The sequence below is a fragment of the Pseudomonas donghuensis genome (genome assembly GCF_000259195.1).
Lineage (GTDB): Bacteria > Pseudomonadota > Gammaproteobacteria > Pseudomonadales > Pseudomonadaceae > Aquipseudomonas > Aquipseudomonas donghuensis.
Genome location: NZ_JH650776.1, coordinates 15,925 through 41,175, shown reverse-complemented (window position 1 = coordinate 41,175; position 25,251 = coordinate 15,925). Strand labels below are relative to the sequence as shown.

Annotated in this window: 27 protein-coding genes and 1 pseudogene; 12 read left to right on the top strand and 16 right to left on the bottom strand. The window is 63.5% G+C overall.

Annotation, left to right across the window (positions count from 1 at the left end):
- Positions 1–57: 57 nt before the first annotated feature.
- The 4 genes from UW3_RS0121675 to UW3_RS0121660 all read left to right on the top strand — a co-directional run bounded on the left by UW3_RS0121675 (position 58) and on the right by UW3_RS0121660 (position 4,362).
- Complete coding sequence (locus UW3_RS0121675; protein ID WP_010225590.1) at positions 58–1,287, top strand: DUF1444 domain-containing protein; 1,230 nt, start codon at positions 58–60, stop codon at positions 1,285–1,287.
- Between the two features lie 114 nt (positions 1,288–1,401).
- Positions 1,402–2,394, top strand: a complete 993-nt coding sequence (locus tag UW3_RS0121670) for a GlxA family transcriptional regulator (RefSeq protein WP_010225588.1) — start codon at positions 1,402–1,404, stop codon at positions 2,392–2,394.
- A 126-nt stretch (positions 2,395–2,520) separates the two neighbouring features.
- Positions 2,521–3,723, top strand: coding sequence for an NAD(P)/FAD-dependent oxidoreductase (locus tag UW3_RS0121665; RefSeq protein WP_010225587.1), 1,203 nt, complete (start codon positions 2,521–2,523; stop codon positions 3,721–3,723).
- Between the two features lie 84 nt (positions 3,724–3,807).
- Positions 3,808–4,362, top strand: coding sequence for a UPF0149 family protein (locus UW3_RS0121660; RefSeq protein ID WP_010225586.1), 555 nt, complete (start codon positions 3,808–3,810; stop codon positions 4,360–4,362).
- 131 nt (positions 4,363–4,493) lie between these two features.
- On the opposite strand, the gene katG is transcribed toward UW3_RS0121660, so the two are convergent.
- A complete protein-coding gene (gene katG, locus UW3_RS0121655) occupies positions 4,494–6,764 on the bottom strand; it encodes a catalase/peroxidase HPI (protein WP_010225585.1) in 2,271 nt (756 codons plus the stop codon).
- Positions 6,765–6,968: 204 nt separating this feature from the next.
- On the opposite strand from katG, the gene UW3_RS0121650 reads away from it, so the two are divergent.
- Positions 6,969–7,610 carry a hypothetical protein gene (locus tag UW3_RS0121650; RefSeq protein ID WP_036996108.1) on the top strand — a complete coding sequence of 214 codons (642 nt, stop codon included), beginning with the start codon at positions 6,969–6,971 and terminating at the stop codon, positions 7,608–7,610.
- 5 nt (positions 7,611–7,615) lie between these two features.
- Here the strand turns inward: UW3_RS0121650 and gabP are convergent, their stop codons facing one another.
- From gabP to UW3_RS0121635, 3 genes are all read right to left on the bottom strand, one after another.
- Positions 7,616–9,016, bottom strand: coding sequence for a GABA permease (gene gabP / locus UW3_RS0121645; RefSeq protein WP_010225583.1), 1,401 nt, complete (start codon positions 9,014–9,016; stop codon positions 7,616–7,618).
- 133 nt (positions 9,017–9,149) lie between these two features.
- Positions 9,150–9,653, bottom strand: a complete 504-nt coding sequence (locus tag UW3_RS0121640; protein WP_010225582.1) for a GNAT family N-acetyltransferase — start codon at positions 9,651–9,653, stop codon at positions 9,150–9,152.
- Between the two features lie 120 nt (positions 9,654–9,773).
- Complete coding sequence (locus tag UW3_RS0121635) at positions 9,774–10,187, bottom strand: RidA family protein (protein ID WP_010225581.1); 414 nt, start codon at positions 10,185–10,187, stop codon at positions 9,774–9,776.
- 267 nt (positions 10,188–10,454) lie between these two features.
- On the opposite strand from UW3_RS0121635, the gene UW3_RS0121630 reads away from it, so the two are divergent.
- Together UW3_RS0121630 and UW3_RS0121625 are read left to right on the top strand one after the other, a co-directional pair.
- A complete protein-coding gene (locus tag UW3_RS0121630; protein ID WP_010225580.1) occupies positions 10,455–10,886 on the top strand; it encodes an SUKH-3 domain-containing protein in 432 nt (143 codons plus the stop codon).
- Between the two features lie 90 nt (positions 10,887–10,976).
- Positions 10,977–11,306, top strand: coding sequence for a hypothetical protein (locus tag UW3_RS0121625; RefSeq protein ID WP_010225579.1), 330 nt, complete (start codon positions 10,977–10,979; stop codon positions 11,304–11,306).
- Here the strand turns inward: UW3_RS0121625 and UW3_RS0121620 are convergent.
- Positions 11,281–11,751, bottom strand: a complete 471-nt coding sequence (locus UW3_RS0121620) for an NUDIX hydrolase (protein WP_010225577.1) — start codon at positions 11,749–11,751, stop codon at positions 11,281–11,283. The two genes, UW3_RS0121625 and UW3_RS0121620, sit on opposite strands and share 26 nt — an antisense overlap.
- 57 nt (positions 11,752–11,808) lie before the next feature.
- Between UW3_RS0121620 and UW3_RS0121615 the strand changes: the two genes are divergently transcribed.
- Positions 11,809–12,234, top strand: a complete 426-nt coding sequence (locus UW3_RS0121615; protein ID WP_010225575.1) for a GFA family protein — start codon at positions 11,809–11,811, stop codon at positions 12,232–12,234.
- Positions 12,216–12,656 (top strand): lysozyme inhibitor LprI family protein, encoded by a 441-nt coding sequence (locus UW3_RS0121610; RefSeq protein WP_081492842.1) that lies wholly within the window; start codon positions 12,216–12,218, stop codon positions 12,654–12,656. The genes UW3_RS0121615 and UW3_RS0121610 overlap by 19 nt, the downstream gene beginning before the upstream one ends.
- 4 nt (positions 12,657–12,660) lie before the next feature.
- Here the strand turns inward: UW3_RS0121610 and gstA are convergent, their stop codons facing one another.
- Together gstA and UW3_RS0121600 are read right to left on the bottom strand one after the other, a co-directional pair.
- Positions 12,661–13,272 (bottom strand): glutathione transferase GstA, encoded by a 612-nt coding sequence (gene gstA / locus UW3_RS0121605; RefSeq protein WP_010225572.1) that lies wholly within the window; start codon positions 13,270–13,272, stop codon positions 12,661–12,663.
- A gap of 97 nt (positions 13,273–13,369) precedes the next feature.
- Positions 13,370–14,281, bottom strand: coding sequence for a LysR family transcriptional regulator (locus tag UW3_RS0121600; RefSeq protein ID WP_036996102.1), 912 nt, complete (start codon positions 14,279–14,281; stop codon positions 13,370–13,372).
- A gap of 144 nt (positions 14,282–14,425) precedes the next feature.
- On the opposite strand from UW3_RS0121600, the gene UW3_RS0121595 reads away from it, so the two are divergent.
- Positions 14,426–14,758, top strand: a complete 333-nt coding sequence (locus UW3_RS0121595; RefSeq protein WP_010225568.1) for a YegP family protein — start codon at positions 14,426–14,428, stop codon at positions 14,756–14,758.
- A gap of 19 nt (positions 14,759–14,777) precedes the next feature.
- On the opposite strand, the gene UW3_RS0121590 is transcribed toward UW3_RS0121595, so the two are convergent.
- The 7 genes from UW3_RS0121590 to UW3_RS0121560 form a co-directional block, all read right to left on the bottom strand.
- Positions 14,778–15,653, bottom strand: a complete 876-nt coding sequence (locus UW3_RS0121590) for a hypothetical protein (RefSeq protein ID WP_010225566.1) — start codon at positions 15,651–15,653, stop codon at positions 14,778–14,780.
- A gap of 88 nt (positions 15,654–15,741) precedes the next feature.
- Positions 15,742–16,878 (bottom strand): AAA family ATPase, encoded by a 1,137-nt coding sequence (locus tag UW3_RS0121585; RefSeq protein ID WP_010225563.1) that lies wholly within the window; start codon positions 16,876–16,878, stop codon positions 15,742–15,744.
- Positions 16,879–16,880: 2 nt separating this feature from the next.
- Positions 16,881–17,750, bottom strand: a complete 870-nt coding sequence (locus tag UW3_RS0121580) for an RNA ligase family protein (protein WP_010225561.1) — start codon at positions 17,748–17,750, stop codon at positions 16,881–16,883.
- Positions 17,751–18,136: 386 nt separating this feature from the next.
- Complete coding sequence (locus tag UW3_RS0121575; protein ID WP_010225558.1) at positions 18,137–19,483, bottom strand: MFS transporter; 1,347 nt, start codon at positions 19,481–19,483, stop codon at positions 18,137–18,139.
- Between the two features lie 71 nt (positions 19,484–19,554).
- Positions 19,555–20,487 carry a 3,5-dioxohexanoate:acetyl-CoA acetone transferase gene (kce, locus tag UW3_RS0121570; RefSeq protein ID WP_010225556.1) on the bottom strand — a complete coding sequence of 311 codons (933 nt, stop codon included), beginning with the start codon at positions 20,485–20,487 and terminating at the stop codon, positions 19,555–19,557.
- A gap of 59 nt (positions 20,488–20,546) precedes the next feature.
- The gene (locus tag UW3_RS0121565; RefSeq protein WP_010225554.1) at positions 20,547–21,335 is read right to left on the bottom strand and encodes an SDR family oxidoreductase; all 789 of its coding nucleotides are present in this window, start codon (positions 21,333–21,335) and stop codon (positions 20,547–20,549) included.
- The gene (locus UW3_RS0121560) at positions 21,332–22,051 is read right to left on the bottom strand and encodes a GntR family transcriptional regulator (protein ID WP_010225552.1); all 720 of its coding nucleotides are present in this window, start codon (positions 22,049–22,051) and stop codon (positions 21,332–21,334) included. Before UW3_RS0121560 ends, UW3_RS0121565 begins: the two co-directional genes overlap by 4 nt.
- Before the next feature lie 353 nt (positions 22,052–22,404).
- On the opposite strand from UW3_RS0121560, the gene UW3_RS0121555 reads away from it, so the two are divergent.
- Positions 22,405–23,670, top strand: coding sequence for a DUF1835 domain-containing protein (locus tag UW3_RS0121555; RefSeq protein WP_010225550.1), 1,266 nt, complete (start codon positions 22,405–22,407; stop codon positions 23,668–23,670).
- 38 nt (positions 23,671–23,708) lie between these two features.
- Here UW3_RS0121555 and UW3_RS0121550 read toward each other — a convergent pair whose 3' ends face one another.
- On the bottom strand, positions 23,709–24,464 hold the full coding sequence (locus UW3_RS0121550; RefSeq protein ID WP_010225548.1) for an SDR family oxidoreductase: 756 nt from the start codon (positions 24,462–24,464) through the stop codon (positions 23,709–23,711).
- Positions 24,465–24,615: 151 nt separating this feature from the next.
- Between UW3_RS0121550 and UW3_RS0121545 the strand changes: the two genes are divergently transcribed.
- A complete protein-coding gene (locus tag UW3_RS0121545) occupies positions 24,616–24,951 on the top strand; it encodes a hypothetical protein (RefSeq protein WP_010225545.1) in 336 nt (111 codons plus the stop codon).
- Between the two features lie 200 nt (positions 24,952–25,151).
- On the opposite strand, the pseudogene UW3_RS28795 reads toward UW3_RS0121545, so the two are convergent.
- Positions 25,152–25,235, bottom strand: a pseudogene (locus UW3_RS28795) (CocE/NonD family hydrolase); the annotation flags it as partial.
- Positions 25,236–25,251: the final 16 nt, after the last annotated feature.

The window sequence follows — 25,251 nt, the reverse complement described above, 5'->3', positions numbered from 1 at the left end:
ACCCTTCCCGACGCCACGAGCATCATGCGCAGTTCGCGTTCACGGAGGACTTCGCACATGTTCAGGGCACTTTTCGACACGCTGTTCAGACGCACACCTACAGAGGAAGGGTTTGCCCGGACCTTCATCAAGGCCGCCCGTGCCGGCGGCTATGCCGAGCCCCTGGACTACCTGGCCGACGAATTTCGCCTGCGCTACGGCGACAGCGGCTATTTCAACCTGCACAACGCCTACCGCGACTACCTGAACGCCGACAAGTCGCGCAAAGCCGATGTGCTCGCCAGTTACCTGCGCGCCTTGATCGACACCCGCAACAGCACAGCGCCACAACCGCTGGCGCAGGTGCGCCCGCTACTGAGGCCGGTGATCCGCAACTTGGCGATGCTCGAAGAGATCCGCCTGCACCATGTGCGCAGCGAGGGCTGGGACTCGCCCTGCCCGCTGGCCTGGCAGCCGTTCTCGGAGGATTGCGTCACCTTGCTGGCGGTGGACTACCCCGACACCACCTCGACCCAGACCATGGGCCCGCAACAGGACTGGGGCATCACCCTTGAGCAGGCACTGGCAATCGCCCTCGACAACCTGCGCGACGCCAGCCCCGATGCCTTCGAACAGATCCTCCCGGGGTTGTACCAGGGCGCCTGGCAGGACGGCTACGACACCAGCCGGGTGCTGCTGCCCGACGTGCTGCAGCGCGTGCCGGTATTGGGGCAGCCAGTGTTCATGATGCCCAGCCGCGATGTGCTGATGGTCACCGGTGACAAGGACGCCGAAGGCCTGCGGCAGATGGTCGAGCTGAGCTTCCATGCCCTGGAAAACGGCCGCGCGCAGTCCAGCCGGATCTACACCTACCAGGACCGCCGGATCGTTCCCTTCCAGGTGCAGGACGGGCACCTGCAAGCGCGCCTGGGCGACCTGCAGCGCTTGTTGCACCACGGCCTCTATAGCACGCAAAAAGAGTTTCTCGACAAGATCCACGAAGCCCACCCCGAGGACATCTTCGTCGCCACCCACAGGCTCTACAGCGATGCCGACAACCCCGGCAGCAGCTTCTCGATAGCGGCCTGGACCGAGGGCGTGTTCACTTCACTGCCGAAAACCGACCGGGTGATCCTGGTCCAGCCTCAGGCCGATGGTTCGGCACAGACCCGGATGGTTGCCTGGCACGAGGTCGAGTCGCTGCTGGGCGAGCTGCTGAGCAAAGACGGCGAGCTCTACCCGCCACGCTTTCGCACCCTCGGCTTTCCCAGCGCCGAGCAGTTGAGCCAGTTGACGCCCATGGACTGACCCCGCGGCCTGCTCGCGCCCTTGACGCTGCACATCAGCCGCTCAGGCAGACGTGCGCCGCCCGGCGTTCTGGTAAAATTTGCCAACCGCTATCCACCACCAAGAACCACAGCGATGAAGCCCCTGAACCCGCCCCGCCACATTGCGTTCGTCGCCTACCCACAGATGGGCCTGCTCGACCTGACCGGTGCGCAAACGGTGTTCTGGGCGGCGTCCAGGGTCATGCAGGCGCGCGGTCTGCCCGGTTACCAACTGCATACCGCAAGCCTGGAAGGCGGCCTGGTACCCAGTGCCGAGGGCCTGGCCGTGGATACCTCGCGCCTGGAGCAACTGGCCGCCGTGGCCATCGACACCTTTATCGTCCCCGGCGCCCCGGCAATCTGCCAGACCCTGGACGACTACAGCACCCTCACCGACTGGCTGCACGCCAATGCCGCGCGGGGCCGGCGTATCGCCTCGGTGTGCAGCGGGGCCTTTCTGCTGGCCAAGGCCGGCCTGCTCGACGGACGCCGCGCCGCCACCCACTGGGCCATGTGCGACACCCTCAAGCAGGCATTCCCGGCCATCGAGGTGGATGCCGATGCGATCTTCATCCAGCAGGGTACGGTATGGACGTCGGCCGGGGTCAGTGCCGGCATCGACCTGGCCCTGGCCCTGGTAGAGGCCGACTGCGGTCGCGAGGTCAGCATGGCCGTAGCCCGCGAACTGGTGGTGTACCTCAAGCGCCCGGGCGGCCAGGCCCAGTACAGCACTCTGCTGCAGTCACAAAGCCGGGACGCCGCAGCGTTTGAGCACCTGCACCTGTGGCTGAGCGAAAACCTCGGCGACCCGCGCCTGAACGTCGAGCGCCTGGCCCAACAGGCGTGCATGAGCCCGCGTAACTTCACCCGCATGTACAAGCTCAAGACCGGCCGTACGCCGTCCAAGGCCATCGAATTGTTCCGCCTGGAAGCTGCCCGGCGGCTGCTGGAAAGCTCGACCGGCAACATCGAGCAGGTCGCCCGCCAGTGTGGTTTTGCCGACGAGGAGCGGATGCGCAGCACCTTCCAGCGCCACCTGTCGATCTCGCCGCGCGACTACCGCAGCCGCTTCAGCGGCACCGCCTGACCCGCCTGGCCGAAACTCAGGGGTATTTGGCCTGGGGCCGCCGCCGCCCTGCCCTTACGATTGCACCATCGGCAGTCAGCCGTAGCGGTTGATGCCCCGTGGTCATTCGTCGTCAGGAGCTCTCCCATGCAACAGCACATTCTGGTTATCGGCGCAGGTTTTGCCGGCGTCTGGAGCGCCTTGAGCGCGGCGCGGCAGTTGGACCTGCATGACCGTCAGGACGTCACCATCTCGGTACTCGCCCCGCAGGCCGAGTTGCGCATGCGTCCTCGCTTCTACGAGGCCGACGCGCATACGCTGTTTGCCCCCTTGGGCGCGTTGTTCGAGGCGGTGGGCGTGCGCTTTGTCAAAGGCTCGGCAATGGCTATCGATGCCCAGGCGAAAACCGTCGGCTACCGCAACGAAACCGGCACCTTGCAGCAACTGCGCTACGACCGCCTGGTCCTGGCGGCGGGCAGCCAACTGATGCGCCCGAACCTGGCCGGCATGCATCAGTACGCCTTCGATGTCGATGAACTCGAATCGGCAGTGCGCCTTGAGCAGCACCTCAATAGCCTCAAGTCCCGGCCCTCGAGCCTTGCGCGCAATACCGTGGTGGTCGCCGGCGGCGGCTTTACCGGCATCGAAACCGCCACTGAAATACCCGCACGCTTGCGTGCAGCCCTGGGTGACGACAGCGAGGTGCGGGTGATCATTGTCGACCGCGCCAGCAAGGTGGCCGCAGCCATGGGCGAGGCCATCGCCCCGGCGATTGTCGAGGCCAGCGAGCAGCTGGGCGTCGAGTGGCTGCTCGGTGCTACGGTGGAGTCGGTCGACGCCCAGGGCGTGACCCTCGCCGATGGCCGGCGGATCGACGCCAGCACGGTGATCTGGACCGTCGGTTTTCGCGCCAACCCGCTGACCGAACAGGTGCCCGGCGAGCGTAACGGCCAGGGGCGCCTGCAGGTCGATGCCAACCTCAAGGTCATCGGCCAGGAGCATATCTATGCCGCAGGCGATGTCGCCTACGCCGCCACCGATGAGCTGGGCAACTACTCGCTGATGTCCTGCCAGCACGCCATCGCCCTCGGCCGCCACGCCGGCAACAATGTCGCCGCCGACCTGCTCGGGGTCGCACCGCTGGCCTACCGCCAGCCCAAGTACGTGACTTGCCTGGACCTCGGGGCCTGGGGCGCGGTGTTCACCGAGGGTTGGGACCGTCAGCTAAAGTTGCTGAAGGCAGAAGCCAAGGCTCTCAAGGCCCAGATCAACACCGTGTGGATCTACCCACCGGCTGCGGATCGCAGCGCCGCCCTGGCCGCCGCCGACCCGCTGATTCCGGTGGCCTGACGTGCGGGGGGCTGGATAAAAACGGCACAAAGCGCCATCCTCCCCGCCTTTTGCCCGCGCGCCTGACCGGCCAAGGAGTTACCCATGCACGACCAGCCACTCGCTGCCGCCGATTTCGAGTTCCTCGAAGCCACCTTGCAGAGGTACGGCGATGACCATTCGGTGCTCAACGCCTCGGAGCTCGACGGTTATTTCACCGCGCTGGTTTCGAGCCCGGTGCAGGTGGACATCAGCGAGTGGTTCCCGGCCATCTGGGGTGGGCAGAACCCGGAATGGCAAAGCGCGCAGGAGTGCCAGCGCTTTGTCGAGCTGTGTGCCCGTCATTTGAACAGCCTGGCGACCCAGCTGGTTGAGGCGCCACAGGCGTTTGCGCCTCGTCTGGAGCAGACTGAACACCTGGGCCAGCCACTGCCGCTGGCGGAGGAATGGTGCTTTGGTTACCTGCGCGGCATGGCCATCGCCAACTGGCCTGCGCTACCGGCGCCACAAGCGCAGGCGTTGCAGGTGATTACCGGATGGGCCGAGCAGGATGAATTCGAGCTGCCGGCGGATCTGGACGTGACCTTGCACCGTCAGCGGGTAGTGGCGATTGCCCCGGCGGCGCGGGCGTTGCATGACTACTGGTTGGCGCAGCGCTAGAACGCTTGTGCCTGTGTCGCCTGGATTGCGACCTCTGTGGGAGCTGGCTTGCCGGCGATGAGGCCGGCGGGCAAGTCCCGCTCCTACAGGTTTGGCGCTATACCTGTGGGAGCGGTGCCCCCCGCCTCAACTCACTTGAGGTCAAACCGATCCAGGTTCATCACTTTCGTCCACGCAGCAACGAAATCCGTGACGAACTGCTCCTTGGCGTCGGCACTGGCATAGAACTCCGACAGCGCCCGCAGTTGCGAGTTGGAACCAAACACCAGGTCAACCCGGGTGCCGGTCCACTTCAACGCGCCGGTCTTGCGATCGCGCCCTTCGAACGCGTCGTTGGCCGCCGACACCGGCTTCCATTCCACGCCCATGTCCAGCAGGTTGACGAAGAAGTCATTGCTCAGCGTGCCCGGCTGCTGGGTGAAGACGCCGTGTTTGCTCTGCCCATCGTTGACCCCCAACACCCGCAGGCCGCCCACCAGCACAGTCATTTCCGGCGCGCTCAGGGTCAGCAGTTGCGCCTTGTCGATCAGCAAGGCCTCGGCCGGTACCCGGTAGCTGTTCTTCAGGTAGTTGCGAAAACCATCGGCATTGGGCTCAAGAAAGCCGAACGATTCGACGTCGGTCTGCTCCTGCGAGGCGTCCATGCGTCCCGGGGTAAACGGCACGCTGATGTTGACCCCGGCGTTTTTCGCCGCCTGCTCGACCGCCGCACTGCCCGCCAGCACGATCAGGTCGGCCAGGGAGACTTTCTTGCCGCCGCCCTGGGCACTGTTGAAGTCGCTCTGGATGGCTTCCAGGGTGCTCAGTACCTTGGCCAGTTGCTCGGGCTGGTTGGCCTGCCAGAACTTCTGCGGCGCCAGGCGCAGGGGCCCGCCCTTGGCACCACCACGCTTGTCGGAGCCACGGAAGGTCGACGCTGCCGCCCAGGCCGTGGACACCAACTCGGCCACCGAAAGCCCCGAGGCCAGCAGCTTGGCCTTCAGTGCGCTGACATCGCTGTCATCGACCAGGGCATGGTCGACCTCGGGGATCGGGTCTTGCCACAGCAGCTCCTCGTTAGGCATTTCCGGGCCCAGGTAACGCGACAGTGGGCCCATGTCGCGGTGGATCAACTTGTACCAGGCACGGGCGAAGGCATCGCTCAACTGCTCGGGGTTTGCCAGGAAGCGCCGGGCGATTTTCTCGTAGATCGGGTCGAAGCGCAGCGACAGGTCGGTGGTCAGCATGGTCGGGTTGCGCCGCTTGGACGGGTCATGGGCATCGGGAATGATCCCGGCCCCCGCGCCGTTCTTGGGCGTCCACTGGTTGGCCCCGGCCGGGCTCTTGGTCAGTTCCCATTCGAAGCCGAAGAGGTTCTCCAGGTAGTTGTTGCTCCAGCGCGTTGGCGTGGTGGTCCAGGTCACTTCCAGGCCGCTGGTGATGGTGTCGGCGCCCTTGCCGGAGCCAAAGCTGTTGCGCCAGCCCAGGCCCTGCTCTTCAAGGCCGGCGGCTTCCGGTTCCGGGCCGACGTTATCGGCAGGGCCGGCGCCGTGGGTTTTGCCGAAGGCATGGCCGCCGGCAATCAGGGCCACGGTTTCTTCATCGTTCATGGCCATGCGCGCGAAGGTTTCGCGGATGTCCTTGGCGGCGGCGACCGGGTCGGGGTTGCCTTCCGGACCTTCCGGGTTGACATAGATCAGGCCCATCTGCACCGCGGCCAGCGGGTTTTCCAGATTGCGGCCCTGGTCGGTGCGGCTTTCTTCGTTGCCGTGCTGCTCGGGCTCGGCTACCAGGGTGCCTTCGCCGGGCTCCTGCATTGGCTGCGGGCCCTTGCCGTAGCGGGTATCGCCGCCCAGCCACTTGTTTTCCGAGCCCCAGTAGACGTCTTCATCCGGCTCCCAGACATCCGGGCGGCCACCGGAAAAACCGAAGGTTTTGAAGCCCATGGACTCCAGCGCCACATTGCCGGTAAGTACGATCAGGTCGGCCCAGGAGATGCTCCGCCCATATTTCTGCTTGATCGGCCACAGCAGCCGCCGGGCCTTGTCCAGGCTGACGTTGTCAGGCCAGCTGTTGAGCGGGGCGAAGCGTTGCTGGCCGGAGCCCGCGCCGCCACGGCCGTCACCGGTGCGGTAGGTACCGGCGCTGTGCCAGGCCATGCGGATGAACAGCGGCCCGTAATGGCCAAAATCCGCTGGCCACCAGTCCTGGGAATCGGTCATCAGCGCATGCAGGTCTTGTTTGAGGGCTTGAAAGTCCAGGCTTTTGAAGGCTTCGGCATAGTTGAAGGCATCGCCTTGGGGATCGGACTGCGGCGAGTGCTGGTGGAGGATCTTCAGGTTCAGTTGGTTCGGCCACCAGTCACGGTTCGTCGGACCACCGCCAGCGGCTTGACTGAACGGGCATTTCGATTCAGTAGACATGGGTGAGCTACCTTTGTATCCAGCGTTTTAGTTATCTCCACATCAGGTCCGGCCGGCACATGCCAGCACATCTTCAAGGCTAGTCCCGCCCCCGGTAGTCAGCAAATAGACGCAGTGTTACCCGTCGATAGCCATAATCTCTTATACCAACCCCAGGGACGGAGCAGATCGTAGGTGTAGCCGCCTCCCCCTGAGGTCATGATCATGAACAGCCGTGCGCGTCGCACCGCCTTCCACGAAGCAGGCCATGCCCTGGCCTTCTGGTGGAACGGCCTGGCGATCAAGCGGGTGACAGTGCGCACCCGCGCCGAAGCGCTGATCGGACCGATGGTTGATTTGCGTGGCAACCTGCAAGCGGTCAAGGGCCTGGTCGAGGCCGACTACCTGGTGCCATTGCCTGCCTTCGAGCCCCCAGGGATCGCCGAGTATCTGCCATCGATGATCGAGCTGATCGAACGCGATCTGCTCAACTGCTTTGCCGGGCCGGTGGCCGAAGCGGTCTATCGGCATTGCGCCGTTGATCGTTTCCTCACCACCAGCGGTGCCGGCGACCTGCGCCGGGCCAATGAACTGATCGCCCTGCTGCCCGCGCGCAAGTTGCTGGATGCCGAGCCGGTGGCGCTGGTGCGTTGTCACTGCCTGGTGCGACGTTACTGGCCGGCATTGCGCGCGCTGGCCGAGCAGCTGCGCGAGCGCGGAGCGCTGGATGGCGACACGCTGATCGCGCTGCTTTGCCAGTTGACCGGCGAGACGCCACAACGGCTCAGCAATCCGCTGACACCCCTGGATCAGCCATCACGCAGCGGTAGGAACAGCGGCGCGACGCCTCGACTTGCCCGGCAATAAGCGCTTCAGCCCACCGACGGCACCTTTACCGGCTGGCCATGCTGACGGGTGGTGATAATGCCGATGAAGGAAATCACCAGCGCAAGGCCGATGGTGGTGGTCACCTCGGCACGGTGCTCAGGGGTCACCAGCATGACCCCGAGCGCTGCGCTGATGAACACGATGACCAGGTAGGTGAGCCAGGGGAACAGCCACATGCGAAACGTCAGCTCGACCTTCTGCTTGAGTAGCATCCGGCGCATGCGCAACTGCGACACGGCAATCACCAGGTACACCAGCAAGGCAATGGCACCGGAGCTGGCCAGCAGGAACTGGAACAAGCCGGCCGGGGCAAAATGACTGACCACGGTGATCACTGCACCCAGCACGGTGCTGGCGATGACCGCAGCGCGTGGTACGCCAACGGCCGAGGTCAGCTTGACCTGCCGGGGCGCTTCACCGCGCTTGCCCAGGGAGAACAGCATGCGCGAGGCAATGTAGATCGAGGAGTTCATGCAACTGGCCACTGCCACCAGCACCACCACATCCATCATCAGCTTGGCGTGGGGGATGTTCATCAGTTCCAGGGCGCGCTGGTAAGAGCCCACCGACGCCAGTTGCGGGTCGTTCCAGGGCACGATGGAAATGATCACGGCAATCGACAGCAGATAGAACACACCGATGCGCCAGATCACCGAGCGGGTGGCCTTGGCGATGTTCCTCGCCGGGCTCTGGGATTCGGCGGCGGCAATGGTCACCGCCTCCGTGCCGATAAAGCTGAACATCACCGTGATGAACGCACCGACCACCGCCGACACGCCGTTGGGCGCAAACCCGCCCTGGGTTTCAAGCAAACGGCCCAGGCCGCTGACCTCGCGCTCCGGCACCCAGCCCATCAGCACGGCTGCGCCGAGGGAGATGAAGGCGATGATCGCCACGACCTTGAACAGCGCGAACCAGAACTCGAACTCACCGTACTTGGCCACGCTGAACAGGTTGGTCGCGGCCAGGACGATGATCGACAACAGGGCAAACAGCCAGGTATCGACCATGGGCAGCCAGTTGTTCAGCACATGCCCGGCGGCCAGGGCCTCGATGGGGATCACCAGCACCCAGAACCACCAGTACATCCAGCCGATGGTAAAGCCTGCCCAGGGCCCGATGGCCTGGTCGGCATAGGTCGAGAACGAGCCGGTATCGGGGTTGGCCACGGCCATCTCGCCGAGCATGCGCATCACCAGGATCACCAGCAGGCCGGACAGCACATAGGCCAGGATTGCCGCGGGCCCGGCGGCGGCAATCGCATGCCCGGAGCCGACGAACAAGCCGGCGCCGATGATGCCGGCGATGGAAAGCATGGTGACATGGCGCGGCTTGAAACCCTGCGCCAACTGACCGCTCGAATCCTTGGAGCCCAGGCTGATCATTATATTTATTCTCTTGTGATCGGAACGCATGGCATTGACTGCTGGCGTCACCTTACCTGTGCTGCTTGACGGCGGATTTGCCTGAACGCGCCGTTCGCTGTGTCTGATCTCGCCATGAAACGTTCGTGCCAGCTCAGTGCAACGCCCGCGTCACCAGGAAGTTAACCAACTCCGGCTCGTCGTCCAGTTCGATCGAACGTACCGGGCGCGGCAGGTTGTCGAGCACTGTGCGCCAGAAGGCGTGGGCGGTTTCGTCCTGGTCGTAGTAACGCACCAGCCACTGGTTCTGCCCGCTCGCCAGCACCTGGCTGGCCAGGGCGCTGGCGATGCCTTTGCGCCGATAGCGCTTGAGGATGAACAGGTCGGCCAGTTCCAGGGCATCGAGGCCGGGCAGCTCGCTGCGTTCGATCAGCAAAAAGCCTGCGATGTAGCCGTCGACCAGGATCAGGTTGGCGCTCCACTGCGGCTCTTGCCAGTAGCGTTGCAAGTGTTCGTCGTGGACATAGAAACGGCCGTCGACCTCGACGTCTTCCTGCTCCCAGTCCGAAGACTCGTAGGCGTAGAACTGGTAAAGGTTGCGGATCAGCTCGGCCTGCTCGGGGCCGGTTTGCAACAGTTCGACAGTGAGGTCGCTCATGACTGGACCTCATACAGCGGAAGAATCGACGGCATTGGTATCTCGATAATTGAACGAACAGCGCGTATTGCGGGCGCTATTGTTTACAAAAGCCGGGGCCAATGCCATCGCTAAAACGTCTTACCTGCCGGGCAGCGCGGCGACCGCGTCGATTTCGATCTGCATGCCGTCCAGGGCCAGGCGCGGCACCGGGATCAGCGTGCAGGTCGGGGTCATGTTGGCGCCCCAGGCGCGCTGGGCTTCGGCGCCCCACAGGCGCAAGCGGGTTTCGTCGTGATCGACGATCAGCAGGGTCAGTTTGAACACATCGGCCAGGGTCGCGCCTTTGGATTGCAGGGCGATCTGCAGGTTGGCCAGGGCCTGGCGTGCCTGCTCGGCAAAATCGCTGGACAGCCGGCCCTCGAGGTCTTCCCCGCCCTGCCCGGCGATGTACAGCAACCGGGCATTGGCGGCGACTTCAGCCACATGGGAGTAGGCATTGCTAGAGGGGTCGTAGAGGCCTTCGGGGTTGGACAGGTGGAAAGCTGCGGTCATGGTGCTGCTCCGAGTGGTTGGAGCGGCGAGTATCAAACCTCGACCTAAGTAGAGGTCAAGCCTGATGTTGCCAGCGCTGCGCGCTGGATCGCTGGCAAGCCAGCTCCCACAGGGTCGATGTACACAGGTTCATTGTGGGAGCTGGCTTGCCAGCGATGAGGGCTGCAGCGGGTAAAGTCTCATTGCTCATGGCTCGCCCTCCTCAAGGATCAATGATGTCTGCCGTGTTAATGTAGCCTCTCGCACGGATTCGACCAGAGAGCAGACATGCCCATAGACCTACCTGAAACCATCCGCCCGCTGTTCGTGGCTGCCGGCTGGCCTGCCCAAGTGACTGCCCCAGAGGCGGACATCGGGCCCAACGGCCACCCCGCCAACGACTTGCTCAGGGCGTTCAATGGCCTGTGCGTCGGCCACTGCGGCGCCGGTGAAGAATGCGCCGCCGGCGACATCGAGTTCAGGGCCAAGCCCGGCCTGCACGACGAAAAAGTCATCGTGGCGATGCAACGCAAGCTGAACACAACCCTGGTGTGCATCGGCGATGTGCACCACGGCCATGGCGCGCTGTTTGTCGACAGCCGGGGCGCCTGCTACCTCATGAGCCAGGTGCACGACGCCTTCTGGCTACAGGGAAACACCTTCGCCGTTGCCGCAGAAGGCCTGTTGCTGGGCCGCAAGTCACAAACACAACTGCTGTGAAATTCAGGCGCAAATAAGGCAAATTGCTGGCCCCCTGCTACCCGCTTCGTAGGCAAACTCGCTTTCTTTTCAGCAAGTTAGGTAGGTGCTATGCGGGCTTATGGATTGACCCTGGCAGCGTTTTTTCTGGTCGCACTCCCGCTCGGCGCCCAGGCCAAAACCCTGGGCAACAATGACCGCTACATGTGCAGTTGGGGCTCGGACATCGCCGCCGGTGCCCAGCAATCGAAGCTGTCCGGGGTGACCCTGTACGCTGCGCGCAAGCGCCTGCAGGTGCGCAAATTCACCAAGCCGTGGATGCGCATGACCGCCATGGGCATCACCGAACAGACCTACAACAGCCAGTCACGCCTCAAGCCTGCGGCCATCAAGCAGACCTACTATGAGCAATGCGTCAGCCATGCGCTGGCGCGGCGCTGAACACGCCGGCTGATTCGAGCGTTTCAATCAGCCGCTCCGGCCACACCGTGTCGGTGGTTTGCCGCAGTTCCTCGGCCGACCACCAACGATGGTCGGCCATCACTTCGACTTCCGAAGGCGTCCATCCCTGGCGGCACAGCTGCTGGTTCTGCGCCTGAATCAGGTAATACTGCTCGACCGAGGTAACCCACTCGCCGCTGGGCAACTGCATGGCGAAACGACGCTCGTTCAAGGGTGCGCCCACGGCGTCGACCTGGATGCCGGTTTCTTCGCGTAGCTCACGAATCGCAGCTTGCTCGAAAGTTTCCCCCTCCTCCACGCCGCCCCCCGGTGTTGCCCAGTAATCGTCGCCGGCCAGCGCGCCGTTGCGATGGACGAAGCGAAACAGCAATACGCTTCGGGAGGGGCTGATGACCAAAAGCCGGGCTGATTTTCGCTCACGCATCGTGGTGTTCCTGTCCTTGGTTTATGATCGCGGGCGAGATTCTACCGGGCCCCAAGGATGAACAACGACAAATCTGCGCTGACGACCATTGATTATCACGGCAGCTGCCTGTGCGGCGCCGTCAGCTATCACATCGACACCCAGATCAAGGCCGTCACCCATTGCCATTGCAGCCAGTGCCGCAAGGCCCATGGCGCAGCCTTTGCCACCTATGGCAGCGTGCCTGCTTCGGCCTTGAGCTGCAGCGATCCGCAAAGTCTATTGCGGGTGTTCAAGTCATCGCCAATGGTCAGCCGCAGCTTTTGCTCAGCCTGCGGCGCGAGTTTGTTCTGGGCCAATGCCAGTGGCGATTATCCAGACTGGATCAGCGTTGCGCTGGGCACCCTGGACACACCTTTCGAACCTGCCCGACAAAAACATGTGCATGTGCAGTCCAAGGCCTGCTGGCTGGTGATTGGCGATTCATGGCCGCAACACCAGTGACCCTTAAAACATCAAAGCAAGGACGCCCCATGTATCGTTTGATCTACCCCTGCATCGGCGCATTCATGGCGCTGACTAGCACGGCTCAGGCAAGCAGCCTGTGCCCTGGCGCCAACACCGAAGCGCAGATGCTTGAATGCATGCAGCAGTCGTTGAAAAAATCCGATCGGCAATTGAATGAGCTCTACCAGGCCTTGGTCGCACGCTTCAAGGCGCAGGGTTCGGCGCCCGGACAACCCACCCAGGACCTGGCGCTGAAAAAAGCCCAGCGCGCCTGGATTGCCTTTCGTGATGCCAGTTGTGAGTTCGAAACGTACGAATCCGTTGGCGGCAGTGGCTTCGCTACAATCCATACCCATTGCCTGCTGAAGCAGACGCAAGCCAGAGTCCAGTACCTGAAGCGGGTTACCGGCATGCCCTGAAGGTTCAGACCGGCACGCTGGCAGCCTCGCTTTGCAGGGCTGCCTGCACCGCCGGCCTGGCCGCTACACGCTCGACATAGCCAGCCAGCGCTGGCCATTGCGCGATATCGATAGCGAACACCGGCAACCAGCCCAGCACGGTGAACAGGTAGGCGTCGGCGATGCTGAAGTCGCCCCGCAGGTAGTCATTGCAGCCCAGCACCTCGCTCAAGTAGTCCAGGCGCTTGAACAGCTTGTCGTGAAAGATCGCCTTGGCCGCCTCCGGCAGCTCGGCGTTGAACAACGGCGCGCTGCCGGCATGGATTTCCGAACTGATGAAGTTGAGCAGTTCCTGCAGCCGCGAGCGTTCCCAGCTGCCATTGGCCGGCGCCAACCTGGTCTCGGGCTTGAGGTCGGCCAGGTACTGGAGAATGGCCGGGCCCTCGGTCAATACCTCGCCATTGCCCAGCACCAGCGCGGCCACGTAACCCTTGGGGTTGATGGTACGAAAGTCGCGGCCGTCGGCGCTGCGTTTGCTCTGGTTGTTGACCCGCACCAGCTCGAACGGCAGGCCGAGTTCGCGCAGGATGATATGCGGCGCCAGCGAGCAGGCATTGGGGGCGAAGTAGAGTTTCATCGGGCGTCTCCTGACAGTGTCGAGCGACACAGGATCAGCCGGCGCATGCCCAAGGTAAACTTAGGGTTTTACAAACTGATCATTAGCAGCGCTTATGTCAGGTGACCCGTTCCCCTACCGGAACTTCAACGCCAAGCATGGCCTTGTGCACATGCTTGAGCAGCGCCTGGGCGGCAGGCGATAGCGCCTGTGCTGACGAACCGAGCAGCCCGAAACGTCGGTAGATTGGCGGATCCAGGTCATACACCCGTAGCCAGCGCGGAGCCTCGGGCAGCGTCGAGGCCGGCATGATCGACACGCCCAGGCCCTCGCCCACCAGCGCCAACGCCGTGTTCCAGTCGCGCACCGTCAGGCGCACATTGCTCAGGTTCAGCCCCGCCTGTTGCACCAGGCTCCGGCCATGCAAGTGACAGCCGCCCGTGGCGACAATGAACGGCTCATCGACCAGCTCGGCAAGCCCGAGCGGGCTCAGGCTCCCGCGCCGGGCCAAGGGGTGGCCAAGGGGAATGGTGGCCACCCAGCGATCATGCCCGAGCATCACCGGCGAACGTTCTGCCTGCGGGTTCATCACCACGCCCAGGTCGATATCACCCGAAGCCAGCCAGCTTTCGACCTCCTCGTCGGTGCCCTCCAGGCAGATCACCTCGATGCCCGGGTGCAGGCGCTTGAAAGCCTGCAACAGCGGCGGCAGCACCGAGGCGAACACGGACGGGAACGTCGCCAGGCGGATGCGCCCCAGGTGGCAACCACGGCTGGCATCGACCAGGTTCTGGATCGACTCAAGCTCGGCAATCATCCGCCGCGCGCGGACCAGCACCTGCTCGCCCAGCGCGGTAACGCTGGTGTGCTTGCGCTCGCGCACGAACACCTTCACCCCCAGTGCCTGTTCCATCTGGCTGATCGCCTGGCTGGCGCCGGACTGGGTAATGCCGAAGGCCTCGGCGGCACGGGAGACATTGCCGGCATCGGCCACGGCCACCAGCAGCTTCCAGTGCATCAGGTTCATCATGATCGTGGTCTTCCTGGCAGCCAACACGCTGCCGCCGATCTTAGCGCCGTTGGACAAGCGCACAAAGCCCACCATACTAAGTCGTCACTGCGAGCACGTACGCCCGCAGTCTAACCAGACTTATCTGCGAAACAAGGAGTTCCCATGCCAGGTTGGTTCGAGTTGAACACCAGCAGTGACGGTCAGTACCGCTTTGTTCTCAAGGCGGGTAATGGCGAAATTATTCTTACCAGCGAGTTGTACAAGGCCAAGGGCTCTGCTGAAAGCGGCATTGCCTCGGTCCAGGCCAACAGTGGCGTGGACGATCGCTACGAGAAGAAGGAGGCCAGCAACGGCAAGTTCCACTTCAACCTCAAGGCCGCCAATCACCAGGTCATCGGCACCAGCCAGATGTATGCATCAACGCAGTCGCGCGATGCCGGCATCGCCTCGGTGAAGAGCAACGGCAGCAGCAAGACCATCAAGGACAATACCTGAGCCGATGCCCCCGCAAGTGCTACTCGTCTGCACTCGCGGGGGCTGCGGCTTGCCCCTCGGACGAGCCCCTGAGCTGCCCCTTGACGCGCATTGACACGTCGCCATCGACATAGATGAATACTCGCTCTCGACCGCTATCTTCGATAGCCAAGTAAGCACCTGCAGAATTGAAAATCACATGCACATCGCCGGTATAACCGTGCCCCGACAGGTGAATCTGGTCTTCACCCAGTACTTTTTGGAACCTGACCATGCCAGCGTAGAAGGATAGGCACAGAAGCATCCCGACAACCAGGTACAGGTACTCCTTCAACAACCGCCGCCGCAACGCCACCCGGCGCTTGTCACGAATTCGAGCGATCTGCGCCTTGCCGCGAATGAGAATGCCCGACTTGAGTATCGCCGCCGCGATGATCCCTAACGTCAGGCTGATAACCATGCCCCCGGCATCACTGAAGTCGAATTTCAAATAGGAAAAGTTCAGCAGCAGCGGGAAAGCGATGACCATGACAAGGCCATAGGCAATTTTTTCCGCCAGCGGCGTTTCCTTGTGCAAGCGCACGGCTGCCTTGCGCAACCGCCCTGGCTTGATGCGCCCGGCGGCGTACACACAGGCTGCAAACGGCGCGATGAACGAATAGTAGAATTGCGAAATGGCGAAAGAAAAAACCTTCGCCACCAGATAACACAGCGTCACGTAGAAGGTGAAAACCCCGACAAAGCCAACCAGAAACGTGATGGAGATTATCGACAGCACTTCAAAAGGCACTGCCATGATAAAGCCCATGTAATGGGCGGTACCCAGCGAGGCCAAGGTTAACGCTACCTTGCCGGCCATGATCAGCCCTGGCTTGAGCTGCGACTGCCGAGATTGCGACAACAACTGCTTCCACATCTATCCAAGTCCCTTTGAGTTGTATTGTGAAGATTCAATTTCTAAAGCTGTAGCCTGCTGCGATCCGCCGCTTGGTCTCCAGCGTTAGTCAGAGCCGATACTCAACCCGGTCCGCCTCCACCGGGGTCGGCACTTCCCAGCGAAAGTACATGCGCTCGATGTCCTTGTTGCGCAGTGTGGTATCACGGCGGGCGTTGCGGCGCATCAGCTCGCGCTCGCTCTGCTCCAGGTACACCAGTTGCACATCGGCGTCATAGCTGTAGAGCAGGTCGAGCGTCTTCTTGCGCATCTGCTGCGACAGGTGCGTGCTGTTCCACACGAAGGGTTCGCGGCGGCGCAGCAAGGTCTTGGCCTTGTCGATGGCGTACTGCGCCACCGGCCCCTTGTCGCCGTGGCTCAGGCCCAGTTCCTGGCGGGCATCGTCGAACGACACCACGGCCAGGTCCGCCGCATGCTGGCTGACCCAGGTGTCCTTGCCGCTGGCCGGCAGCCCCGCCAGCATGATCACCTGCGAGCCCTGCACCTCACGGTACAGGCTGTACTGCGGCAGCACCGAGGCACCGCGAAAATAGCTGCGCCGGGTGTAGGCATCGGCAAAGGCCTTGGGCTGGTGCAGGCAGCCTTCGTCTTCGGCCAGCAGGCGGAACACCTCGATATCGTCGAGCACCCCCTGCTTGCCGGCAAAGCCGCGGCCCTGCATGTCGGCGCTGGCCACTGCGCAGAGCATCCACAGCGGCAACTCCCACGACAGGCGATGGAGGATCTGCTCGGCCGAACGCCCGCTTTTGTCCCCTGCCAGGGCAAAGAACGGCAACTGGTGCACGCTGATGATCCGGCAGATGGTTTCACGCAGCTCAAACGGCACGCCGGCCTGCCACAGCAGGATTCGCGCATCCACCGCGCCCCGGCGTGAGTGCCCGGGCTGGCCGATCTTGCCGGTGATTTCATCGATCACCGTGCACGACGGCTTGGCGATGTCATGCAGCAACGCGGCGTAGAACAGCACGAACTGCTGGTCCGGGCTGGCGCGTTGGTACGCAGGGTCGGCGAGCAAGGCATCGACCACCATCATGGTGTGGGTCCAGACGTCGCCCTCCTGGTGGTAGACCGGGTCCTGGGGGGTTGCCGCCAAGGCGCGCAGAGACGGGATCGCCTCCAGCAGCGCCAAGTAGTCGACCGCGCGGCCGGGGCCGGGCATCAGCCCTTGCAATGTGTTCATGTCCATAATCATTCAACTCCTTGTGCGGCCGCCGCAAGGCTGGCCCAGGTGACCTGGGGCTCGGGCGCATACAGGTCGACACCGGCTGCCAGCAGATTGGGGATGTACGGCTGGCGCAGGTGGTGTTCATCGGCTTCGAGGATGGCCTGGACGAAGTCGTGGCGCACCCATTTGATCCGCCCGGTGGTGTGTTCGGCGGTCTCGATTTTCAGGTACAGGCCTTCCATCAGGTCAGAGCGGTCGCCCTGGTTCCAGGCCTTGGCAAAGTCCAGTTGCTGGCGGGCGATGACCTCGGCGAAGGCGTCCTTCCAGCGCCGCGACTTGGCTTGGGAATGACCGACCAGGGCGAGCAAGTCTTTCAGCCGTGGCGGCGCAATGCCTTCGAACAGCACCGGCACCGACAGCACCGGGCCGCCCGCGAGCAACTGCTGGCGCCGCGCCGTGGAGAGGAACACCTGCTCCTCGCGGTCCCAGATATCGAACTCGAAGAACAGGTGCGGCAACTGGTCGTAGAACACGCTGTGGCGCTTGCTCATCACCTCGCCAAACAGCACGTAGCGGTCTTCCAGGTGCTCGAGCAGCCAATCTTCATGACAGGCCGCCCATTGCTTGAACTGGCTGAACTGGCGCTCGCGGCTGCCGCCAGCCAGGTAATGGCCACGGGACTGCAACAGCAGCTCGCCGGCGGCGGAAAAACTGATCGCGGCATTGGCGCCGTCGAGTTTTTCCTCGACCACCACGTACTGGCCGTTCAAGCGGCTATAGGACAACTGGTCATGATCGCTATCGCCGGCTTGCAGGCGAGAACTTTGCAGGTGCGGAGTGCGCGGGTATTTATACAGGTCGAGCTGCGCGAGCTCGCGGATATCGAGTGTCATGGGTCTTCTCCAAAAGGGGGAAAACCGACGACAGCGGGCAGGTGAAAGTGCGTGCGCAGGCAGGCACCAACAGGCTTAAACGTCCGTCGTCGGCATCAGGCGTGTTGGTTGGCGTGGGGCACTGGCTTCACCTAAATAATGAGGGGTGGTGGATCTGAGGGTGAGGATTGGAAACGAGATGGGGGTTGGCTGTCAAGCGGTGTGTTGTCTGGGATGGCCTCATCGCGGGTCAAGCCCGCGCCTACAGGTACTGCGCCCATCCTGTGGGAGCGGGTCTTGCCCGCGATCGAGCGCGCAGCGGTCGTAATCCAGTCAACACTTCATGTGCTGACTGCACTGGCCTCATCGCTGGCAAGCCAGCTCCCACAAATGTATCTGTGAAAACCTCAGGCAGATTGGCGCTGCGCGTCGTTGAGCGCTCCCCCCTTCGCGCTTTTACGCTCATGCCCCTGGCGCAAACGCAGCGCCGCCAACGCCGCCACCACCAGCACCACGGCGATGAACTTCAGGCCGTTCACGGCATTGCCGGTGCTCTGCTCGATCATGCCCATCAGCGACGGCCCGAAGAACCCGCCCAGCAGCCCGCAGGAGTTGACGAACCCCAAGCCGCCCGCCAGCGCCGCGCCTTTCAGGCGCGAGGCCGGGTACAGGAAGATGATCGACTGCACGACAAAGAACATCACTGCCGAGAGGCAAAAGCCCAGCAGGCTGATCACCGGCCCCGCCTGGGAGGCGATGGCCAGGCCCAGGGCCATGGTCAGCAAACCGCTGACCAGAATCCGCCGCGCCCGCTGCGCGCTGCTGGCAAAACGCGGCAAGACGATCGCCCCTGCCGCCGCCGCAAGCCAGGGCAAGGAGGTGAGAAAGCCGATCTGCACCACGCTCAGGTCACCGTACTTGCCGATGATGCCCGGCAGGAAAAAGATCACCGTGTAGATGGTGATCTGGTGGCAGAAGTAGACAAAGATCGCCAACAGGACCTGCGGCGTCAGGCATTGCTTGAATGAATGCCCACTGTGGCCCGCGCCCTCCTCGGCCTCGCTGGCCAACTGGCGCTCGATCTGCTCGGCTTCTGCCGGGCTCAGCCATGGAGCCTTGCTCGGTCGGTCGGGCAGTTTCTTCCATACCACGTAGGCGAAGAACACCGCCGGCAGGCCTTCGAGCATGAACATCCACTGCCAGCCGTGCCAGCCCATCAGGCCGTCCAACTGCATCAGCGCGGCGCCCAGCGGCCCGCCGATGATGTTGGCAAAACACACGCCGAGCAGGAAGTAACCGGTGGCGCGGGCGCGTTGCTCGCGGCCGAACCAGTAGGTCAGGTAGAGCATCACCCCGGGGAACAGGCCGGCCTCGGCGATACCCAGCAACAGGCGCAGCACGTAGAACGAGGTCTCGCCCTGGACGAAGGCCATGGCTGCGGAGATCAGGCCCCAGGTCACCATGATCCGGGCAATCCAGAAGCGCGCGCCGACCTTGTGCATGATCAGGTTGCTGGGCACCTCCGACAGCGCATAGGTGAGGAAAAACAACCCGGCGCCCAACCCGTAGGCAGCCGCGGAAATCCCCAGGTCGACATCCAGTTGATGCTTGGCCAGGGCGATGTTGGTGCGGTCGAGAAAGCTCAGCACGTAGGCGGCAATCAGCAGTGGCATGAGTTTGACGAACAGCAACCGGTTGAGGGTTGCAGGATCACGGGGCACAGTCAGTTCTTCGGGCGATCGGGTAATGGTCATGGCACCAATCTCTAGTGTGACGGCAGCGGTGGGAAGGCCCCGGCCAACGCCGGCCGGGGCAGGCAGGCAAGCTAGAAGTCGACTGCGTAGCGGCCCTTGAGGTTGAGCATTTCCCGCGCCTCGTCGGGGCTGGCGACCCGCCCGCCGAGCGCTTCGATCACTGTGCGGATGCGCTTGACCTGGTCGGCGTTGGACGCCGCCAGTTTGCCCGGGCCATCCCACAGCGAGTCCTCAAGGCCCACGCGCACGTTGCTGCCCATCGCCAGGCCCATGGTGCCCAGCGGGATCTGGTTGCGCCCGGCGCCGAGGACCGACCACTCGTAGTTGTCGCCAAACAGGCGGTCAGCGGTACGACGCATGTGCGCCAGGTCCTCGGGGTGGCCGCCGATGCCGCCACGCAAGCCGAATACCGACTGGATGAACAGCGGCGCCTTGAGCAAGCCGCGCTGGAGGAAATGCGCGGCGGTGTAGAGGTGGCCGATGTCGTAGCACTCGATCTCGAAGCGCGTGCGGTTCTCGGCGCAGGCATTGAGGATGTAGGTGATGTCGCGAAAGGTGTTGCGGAAGATGCGGTCGTCGCTCTCTTCCAGGTACGGCCGCTCCCAGTCGTGCTTGAACTCGGTGAAGCGTTCGAGCATTTCGTACAGGCCGAAGTTCATCGAGCCCATGTTCAGCGAAGCCAGCTCCGGCTTGAGCTGGGCCACCGGTTGCAGGCGCTCTTCAACGCCCATGGTCGGCGCACCGCCGGTGGTGATGTTGATCACCACATCGCTTTGCGCCTTGATCTGCGGCAGGAACTGGCGAAACAGCTCGACATCCTGACTGGGTTTGCCGTCGAACGGGTCACGGGCGTGCAGGTGGACGATCGAGGCGCCTGCCTCGGCGGCGCCAATGGCCGCGTCGGCGATTTCCTGCGGGGTGACCGGCAGGTGTGGCGACATCGACGGCGTGTGGATAGCACCGGTGACGGCGCAGGTGATGACGACCGGGCGTTTCTTGGACATGCGTATTCTCCGTTTTTATTCTTGGTGAGAAAGCAGTGCGGTAAAAGCGCGGGTGTTGCTCAGAGGTATTCGACGTTGCCATCGACGCTGATGGCTTGCCCGGTGATGTTGCGGGCGGCCGGTGAACAGAGAAACAAGGCCATGGCGGCGACGTCTTGCGCGCTGACCATGCGCTTGAGGGAAATCTTGTTCAGGTACTCCTTGCGCATCACCGCTTCGGGCACGCCCACTTGCGCGGCACGATCACGAATCACCCCGTCCATGCGCGGGCCTTCGACGATGCCGGGCAGCAAGGCGTTGACGCGGATATCGCTCTCGCCCAGCTCCGCAGCCAGGGACTTCATCAGGCCGACGATGGCCCATTTGCTCGCCGCGTAAGGCGTGCGCCAGGCGTAGCCGAGGCGCCCGGCCACCGAGGCGATGTGCAGCAGGTGGGCGTTGGGCGAGTCCTTGAGCAGTGGCACCGCGTGGTGGGCAAAGCGGTATTGCCCGGTGAGGTTGATGTCGAGGGTGCGCTGCCAATCGTCGTCGCTGATGGCGTCGATACCGGCGGTGGGCCCGGCAATGCCGGCGTTGTTGACCAGCACATCGAGTCCGCCGAACTGCTCGCGCTGGACCTTGAACACCGCCGCAACCTGCGCCGCATCGCCGACATCGGCGCGGGTGGCGACGCTGCCCGGGTAGCGATCACGAAACGCCGCCAGGGCCGCTTCGCTGACATCGCAGACATGCACCCGGGCGCCAGCTTCGAGATAGGCCGCCGCCAGCACTTCACCGATACCGGCAGCACCGCCGGAGATCAACACGCGCAGGCCCGGATACGGCAGCAGACGCTTGAGAACGCTCATGCTTTTTTCACTCCTGAAACAGACCGCGCACGGTCGTTGTTTAGCAGCAAACGCGCCAGGGAATCGGCGGCCTGCATGATGTCGTCGGTCACCGCTGCCCGCGCAGCCGCCGCATCGCGGCCGGCCAGGGCGGCGACAATGCGGTCGTGGGCTTGCATCGAGCGTTGCAGATGGGCTTTGTCCGGGGCGACCAGGGCAAAGCAGGGGCCCATGTGCAGCCAGAAATTCTCCACTGCGGCGACGGTCAGCTCGGCCTGGGCCACGGCATAGATGCGCCGGTGAAAGGCGAAGTTGCCCCACAGGTAAGCCGGCACATCGACCTTGTCGGCGGCGGCCTGCATCTGCCTGCACAGCTCGGTGATTTCGGCCAGATCAGCATCCGTGAGATGGGCCACGGCCTTCTCGGCCAACAAACCTTCGAGGGCGACCCGGGCGTCGCGGATTTCGCGCAGGCGTTCGGTGGTCATCACCCGCACCCGCAAGCGCGAGGTTTCGGTGACTTCAAAAGCGTTTTCGGCGCTCAGGCGCTGCAGGGCTTCGCGTACCGGCATGGGGCTGGAACCCAGCGCTTCGGCCAGGCCACGGATGGTCAGTTTCTGCCCGGGCTGAAAGCGCCCGCTCATCAGCGCTTCGCGGATTTGCCGGTAGACCTGGTCTTGCAGGGTATCGCGGGACACCTGACGCAGGGCCGGCAACAGGACGGGACGATCGGTCATGGGAAAAGCCTGTGTTGTCGTTCTTGTGATCCGAATATGTGATCACAAATCAAATATGTCAAATAATATTCGATGCGCACGACGAAGCGCCTCTGCCTGGTTACGGACAAGGCAATGTGCAGGGTAATCGGTTCGTTCCGTGCGGCGGCAGGGGTTGGTCATTGTGCAGCGAATCGCCGCCAGCACCCGGGGCCCGGCTCACGTTGCCTTTTGCCTTGTAACGGGCCTATAGTCGCAGCCGGCGTCATCCACGCCACCCGTCCGCGGAAAGGGCTGCGCCCAGGTTGTACACCCCACATTCTTGTCTACGACTCCCGGCCTGACAGCGGACAAGGCTCGCACAAGGAGTTCGTATGTCCGCTCGACTGTCGTCGCCGTCCCATGACGGGCGCATCAACCTCGAACAACAACGCAAACGCGCCAAAGAGCTGCTCCAGCGCCTACGCTCGGGTGCCGCACCCGCACAGCTGGCACTGCTCAGCCCTGCTCCGGCCTCACCCCGCCTGGCCGATGCCCAGTGGCTGATCGCCCGCGACCTGGGCTTTGCCAGTTGGCCCACGCTCAAGGCGCATATCGACGCCATCGATTTTGCCGCCCGCCACCGGCAATTCGCTGCCGATGACGAAGCCGCTACCCAGCATTGGCGCTGCGGCAACGACATCAGCCACAGCTTGCGCCTGGCCGGGTTCACCGGCGCCTTCCACATGCTCAGCGACCCTCTGGTCATGGGCCCGGTGCGTGATTTGCCGACAGCGCCGTACCGCACCCTGCGCTGCGACTACATCAGCCAGGCCTATGGCCTGGAGCAGGTGCAGGTGCAGCGCAAGATGGAGGATGAATACGCGGCCCTGGCCCGGCTCGACGGCTGCCCTGGCGCGGTGCTCTGGTGCGAGGCGGATGCCTATGACCAGTTGTTTTTGATCCGCGTGCTGGCCGGGCTGCACAACCCGCCGCAGCGCCTGGAGCTGATCGAGATCGACCGCATGCCCGGGGTCGAACGCTTTATCGGCATCGGCCAATTGGCCCCGGACGTGCTGGCCTGGTTGTGGCCGCAGCGCCGGGCAGTGGACGCGCCAATGCTGCAACTGGCGCGCGAGGCCTGGGCCGCGTATTGCGCACCGTCGCCGCAGGCCTGGGCACAGTTGGCCCATCGGCACGACCTGGCCCTGCCCTTGCTCGCCCCTGCGCTGTTGCGCCAGCTGCAGGAGCTGCCCGGGGTGGACGATGGCTTGTCGCTCAGCGAACGCCTGGCGCTGCAGATCATCAGCGAATTCGGCCAGGTGCCGTTCGGCCGGGTGTTTGCCGAATTGATGGGCAAGCGCGAGCCGCTGCCCTATCTGGGCGACATGATGTTCCACGCCTTGCTGCGCCCGCTGATCGATTCGCCCACGCCGCTGCTCAACGAAGCCCAGGCTGAGCTGGAATGGCCGCGTCGGCCTTTGAGCCTCACCCCTTTGGGCGAGCAGGTGCTGGCGGGCCAGGCCTACTGGCTTGACCAGCAGGCCTCCGAACGCTGGGTCGGTGGTGTGCGCGTGCTGGCCGGGCAAGGTCACTGGGCGCTGGGCCGCGACCTGTGGCCGGTGTGGCGCGCAAAGACGGATTTTGTCGGGCAGAGGTAGCGCCGTGCCCATAGAGGCAGGTCGATACAGCGCCTGGCTCAGCGTTGCACGGCGGTGGTTTTCAGCCAGGTCTGAAAGTGCAGCGAGCCAACGATGGCACCGGCATCCGGGGTCAACGAACAGTCATTGATCGGTGCGCCAAAATAGGTGGCCGCAGGGTCGGTAATGACTTCCCGGGCATCTTGATTGTGCTGCAGGTAGCTGCGCACGAAATCGGCCAGCGGCAGGCGATCGGGGCCGGCGACTTCCAGGGTGCGGTTGGCCGGCGCTTGCTCGACGAGGTTGGCCAGGGTCAGGGCCACGTCCGATGAGGCCACCGGCTGCAAGGTGGCGTTGGCCAGGCGCACGCAGTTGCCTTCGGCGCCGGAATAGGCAATGGCGCCCATGAACTCGAAAAACTGCGTGGCACGCAGGATGGTGTAGGGCCTGTTCGAGGCCTTGATCAGTTGCTCCTGGGCCAGCTTGGCGCGAAAGTAACCGCTGTCCTGCATGCGTTCGGTGCCGACCACCGACAGGGCGATGTGGTGACCAACCGCGGCCTTCTGTTCCGCGGCCAGCAGGTTGCGCCCCGAGGTCTGGAAAAATGCCAGCACGGCGGCGTCTTCGAAAGACGGTGAATTGGCGACATCGACCACCACGTCGGTGCCCTGCAGCGCCTGTTCCAGGCCTTCGCCGGTGAGGGTGTCGACGCCGGTCCGGGGCGAGGCGGCGAGCACCTTGTGGCCGTTGGCGCGCAGGTTGTTGCACAACTGGGTGCCGATCAGGCCGGTACCACCGATCACGACGATTTTCATGGCTGCTTCTCCCGAGGAGTGTCGCAACCCGTTATTTTACGCCGCGCAGCGCTGGCCCGCGCGTCAGCAGACGAGCGTCATCCTGGCTGATCCGGTACAGTACGCGCCGCTCGAGAGATGGATCCCGGGCCAATTGTCATGGAGTTATGCAGTGAAAAACCTGAGCAAAGTTGTCGCCTGCGGCCTGTTCGTCCTGGCCCTGGCAGGTTGCACCGGCACCCCGATGAAAACCCAGCAGTACAACGCCGACCAGTACACCGTGATCGGCCACAGCGAAGCGAGCGCCACCGGCTTGCTGGTGTTGGGCATCATCCCGGTGCGCCAGAACAGCCGCTTTGTCCGTGCGCAAAATGCCGCGATCAAGGCCAAGGGCGGCGATGCGATGATCAACACCCAGGTCCAGGAAAACTGGTTCTGGGCCTGGGTTCTGACCGGTTACACCACCAAGGTATCGGGTGATGTGGTCAAGCTGAACAACGTTCAGTAACGCCCGAACTGCGAGCGCTTCGCGCTCGATCGCGGGCAAGCCCGCTCCCACAATGGAACTGTACACACCACCCCTGTGGGAGCTGGCTTGCCAGCGATGAGGCCGGTACAGCCAGCACACCAGGTTTGCCTGAATTACGAGCGCTTCGCGCTCGATCGCGGGCAAGCCCGCTCCCACAGGGTTGGTGCTGGACCCGCGATCAGACCATCACCATAGCAAAAGCCGGTGATGCCAACCTTGCCGGTGGTTGCCGGATGCTTCATCAGCCATTCGATCACGGCGAAAGGGCCAAGGCGGTGC

Bases quoted from the DNA above. Each gene is read 5' to 3' on its own strand.
- UW3_RS0121675 (WP_010225590.1), top strand. From the start codon at position 58: ATGTTCAGGGCACTTTTCGACACGCTGTTCAGACGCACACCTACAGAG.
- UW3_RS0121670 (WP_010225588.1), top strand. From the start codon at position 1,402: ATGAAGCCCCTGAACCCGCCCCGCCACATTGCGTTCGTCGCCTACCCA.
- UW3_RS0121665 (WP_010225587.1), top strand. From the start codon at position 2,521: ATGCAACAGCACATTCTGGTTATCGGCGCAGGTTTTGCCGGCGTCTGG.
- UW3_RS0121660 (WP_010225586.1), top strand. From the start codon at position 3,808: ATGCACGACCAGCCACTCGCTGCCGCCGATTTCGAGTTCCTCGAAGCC.
- katG (WP_010225585.1), bottom strand. From the start codon at position 6,764: ATGTCTACTGAATCGAAATGCCCGTTCAGTCAAGCCGCTGGCGGTGGT.
- UW3_RS0121650 (WP_036996108.1), top strand. From the start codon at position 6,969: ATGAACAGCCGTGCGCGTCGCACCGCCTTCCACGAAGCAGGCCATGCC.
- gabP (WP_010225583.1), bottom strand. From the start codon at position 9,016: ATGATCAGCCTGGGCTCCAAGGATTCGAGCGGTCAGTTGGCGCAGGGT.
- UW3_RS0121640 (WP_010225582.1), bottom strand. From the start codon at position 9,653: ATGAGCGACCTCACTGTCGAACTGTTGCAAACCGGCCCCGAGCAGGCC.
- UW3_RS0121635 (WP_010225581.1), bottom strand. From the start codon at position 10,187: ATGACCGCAGCTTTCCACCTGTCCAACCCCGAAGGCCTCTACGACCCC.
- UW3_RS0121630 (WP_010225580.1), top strand. From the start codon at position 10,455: ATGCCCATAGACCTACCTGAAACCATCCGCCCGCTGTTCGTGGCTGCC.
- UW3_RS0121625 (WP_010225579.1), top strand. From the start codon at position 10,977: ATGCGGGCTTATGGATTGACCCTGGCAGCGTTTTTTCTGGTCGCACTC.
- UW3_RS0121620 (WP_010225577.1), bottom strand. From the start codon at position 11,751: ATGCGTGAGCGAAAATCAGCCCGGCTTTTGGTCATCAGCCCCTCCCGA.
- UW3_RS0121615 (WP_010225575.1), top strand. From the start codon at position 11,809: ATGAACAACGACAAATCTGCGCTGACGACCATTGATTATCACGGCAGC.
- UW3_RS0121610 (WP_081492842.1), top strand. From the start codon at position 12,216: ATGGCCGCAACACCAGTGACCCTTAAAACATCAAAGCAAGGACGCCCC.
- gstA (WP_010225572.1), bottom strand. From the start codon at position 13,272: ATGAAACTCTACTTCGCCCCCAATGCCTGCTCGCTGGCGCCGCATATC.
- UW3_RS0121600 (WP_036996102.1), bottom strand. From the start codon at position 14,281: ATGATGAACCTGATGCACTGGAAGCTGCTGGTGGCCGTGGCCGATGCC.
- UW3_RS0121595 (WP_010225568.1), top strand. From the start codon at position 14,426: ATGCCAGGTTGGTTCGAGTTGAACACCAGCAGTGACGGTCAGTACCGC.
- UW3_RS0121590 (WP_010225566.1), bottom strand. From the start codon at position 15,653: ATGTGGAAGCAGTTGTTGTCGCAATCTCGGCAGTCGCAGCTCAAGCCA.
- UW3_RS0121585 (WP_010225563.1), bottom strand. From the start codon at position 16,878: ATGGACATGAACACATTGCAAGGGCTGATGCCCGGCCCCGGCCGCGCG.
- UW3_RS0121580 (WP_010225561.1), bottom strand. From the start codon at position 17,750: ATGACACTCGATATCCGCGAGCTCGCGCAGCTCGACCTGTATAAATAC.
- UW3_RS0121575 (WP_010225558.1), bottom strand. From the start codon at position 19,483: ATGACCATTACCCGATCGCCCGAAGAACTGACTGTGCCCCGTGATCCT.
- kce (WP_010225556.1), bottom strand. From the start codon at position 20,487: ATGTCCAAGAAACGCCCGGTCGTCATCACCTGCGCCGTCACCGGTGCT.
- UW3_RS0121565 (WP_010225554.1), bottom strand. From the start codon at position 21,335: ATGAGCGTTCTCAAGCGTCTGCTGCCGTATCCGGGCCTGCGCGTGTTG.
- UW3_RS0121560 (WP_010225552.1), bottom strand. From the start codon at position 22,051: ATGACCGATCGTCCCGTCCTGTTGCCGGCCCTGCGTCAGGTGTCCCGC.
- UW3_RS0121555 (WP_010225550.1), top strand. From the start codon at position 22,405: ATGTCCGCTCGACTGTCGTCGCCGTCCCATGACGGGCGCATCAACCTC.
- UW3_RS0121550 (WP_010225548.1), bottom strand. From the start codon at position 24,464: ATGAAAATCGTCGTGATCGGTGGTACCGGCCTGATCGGCACCCAGTTG.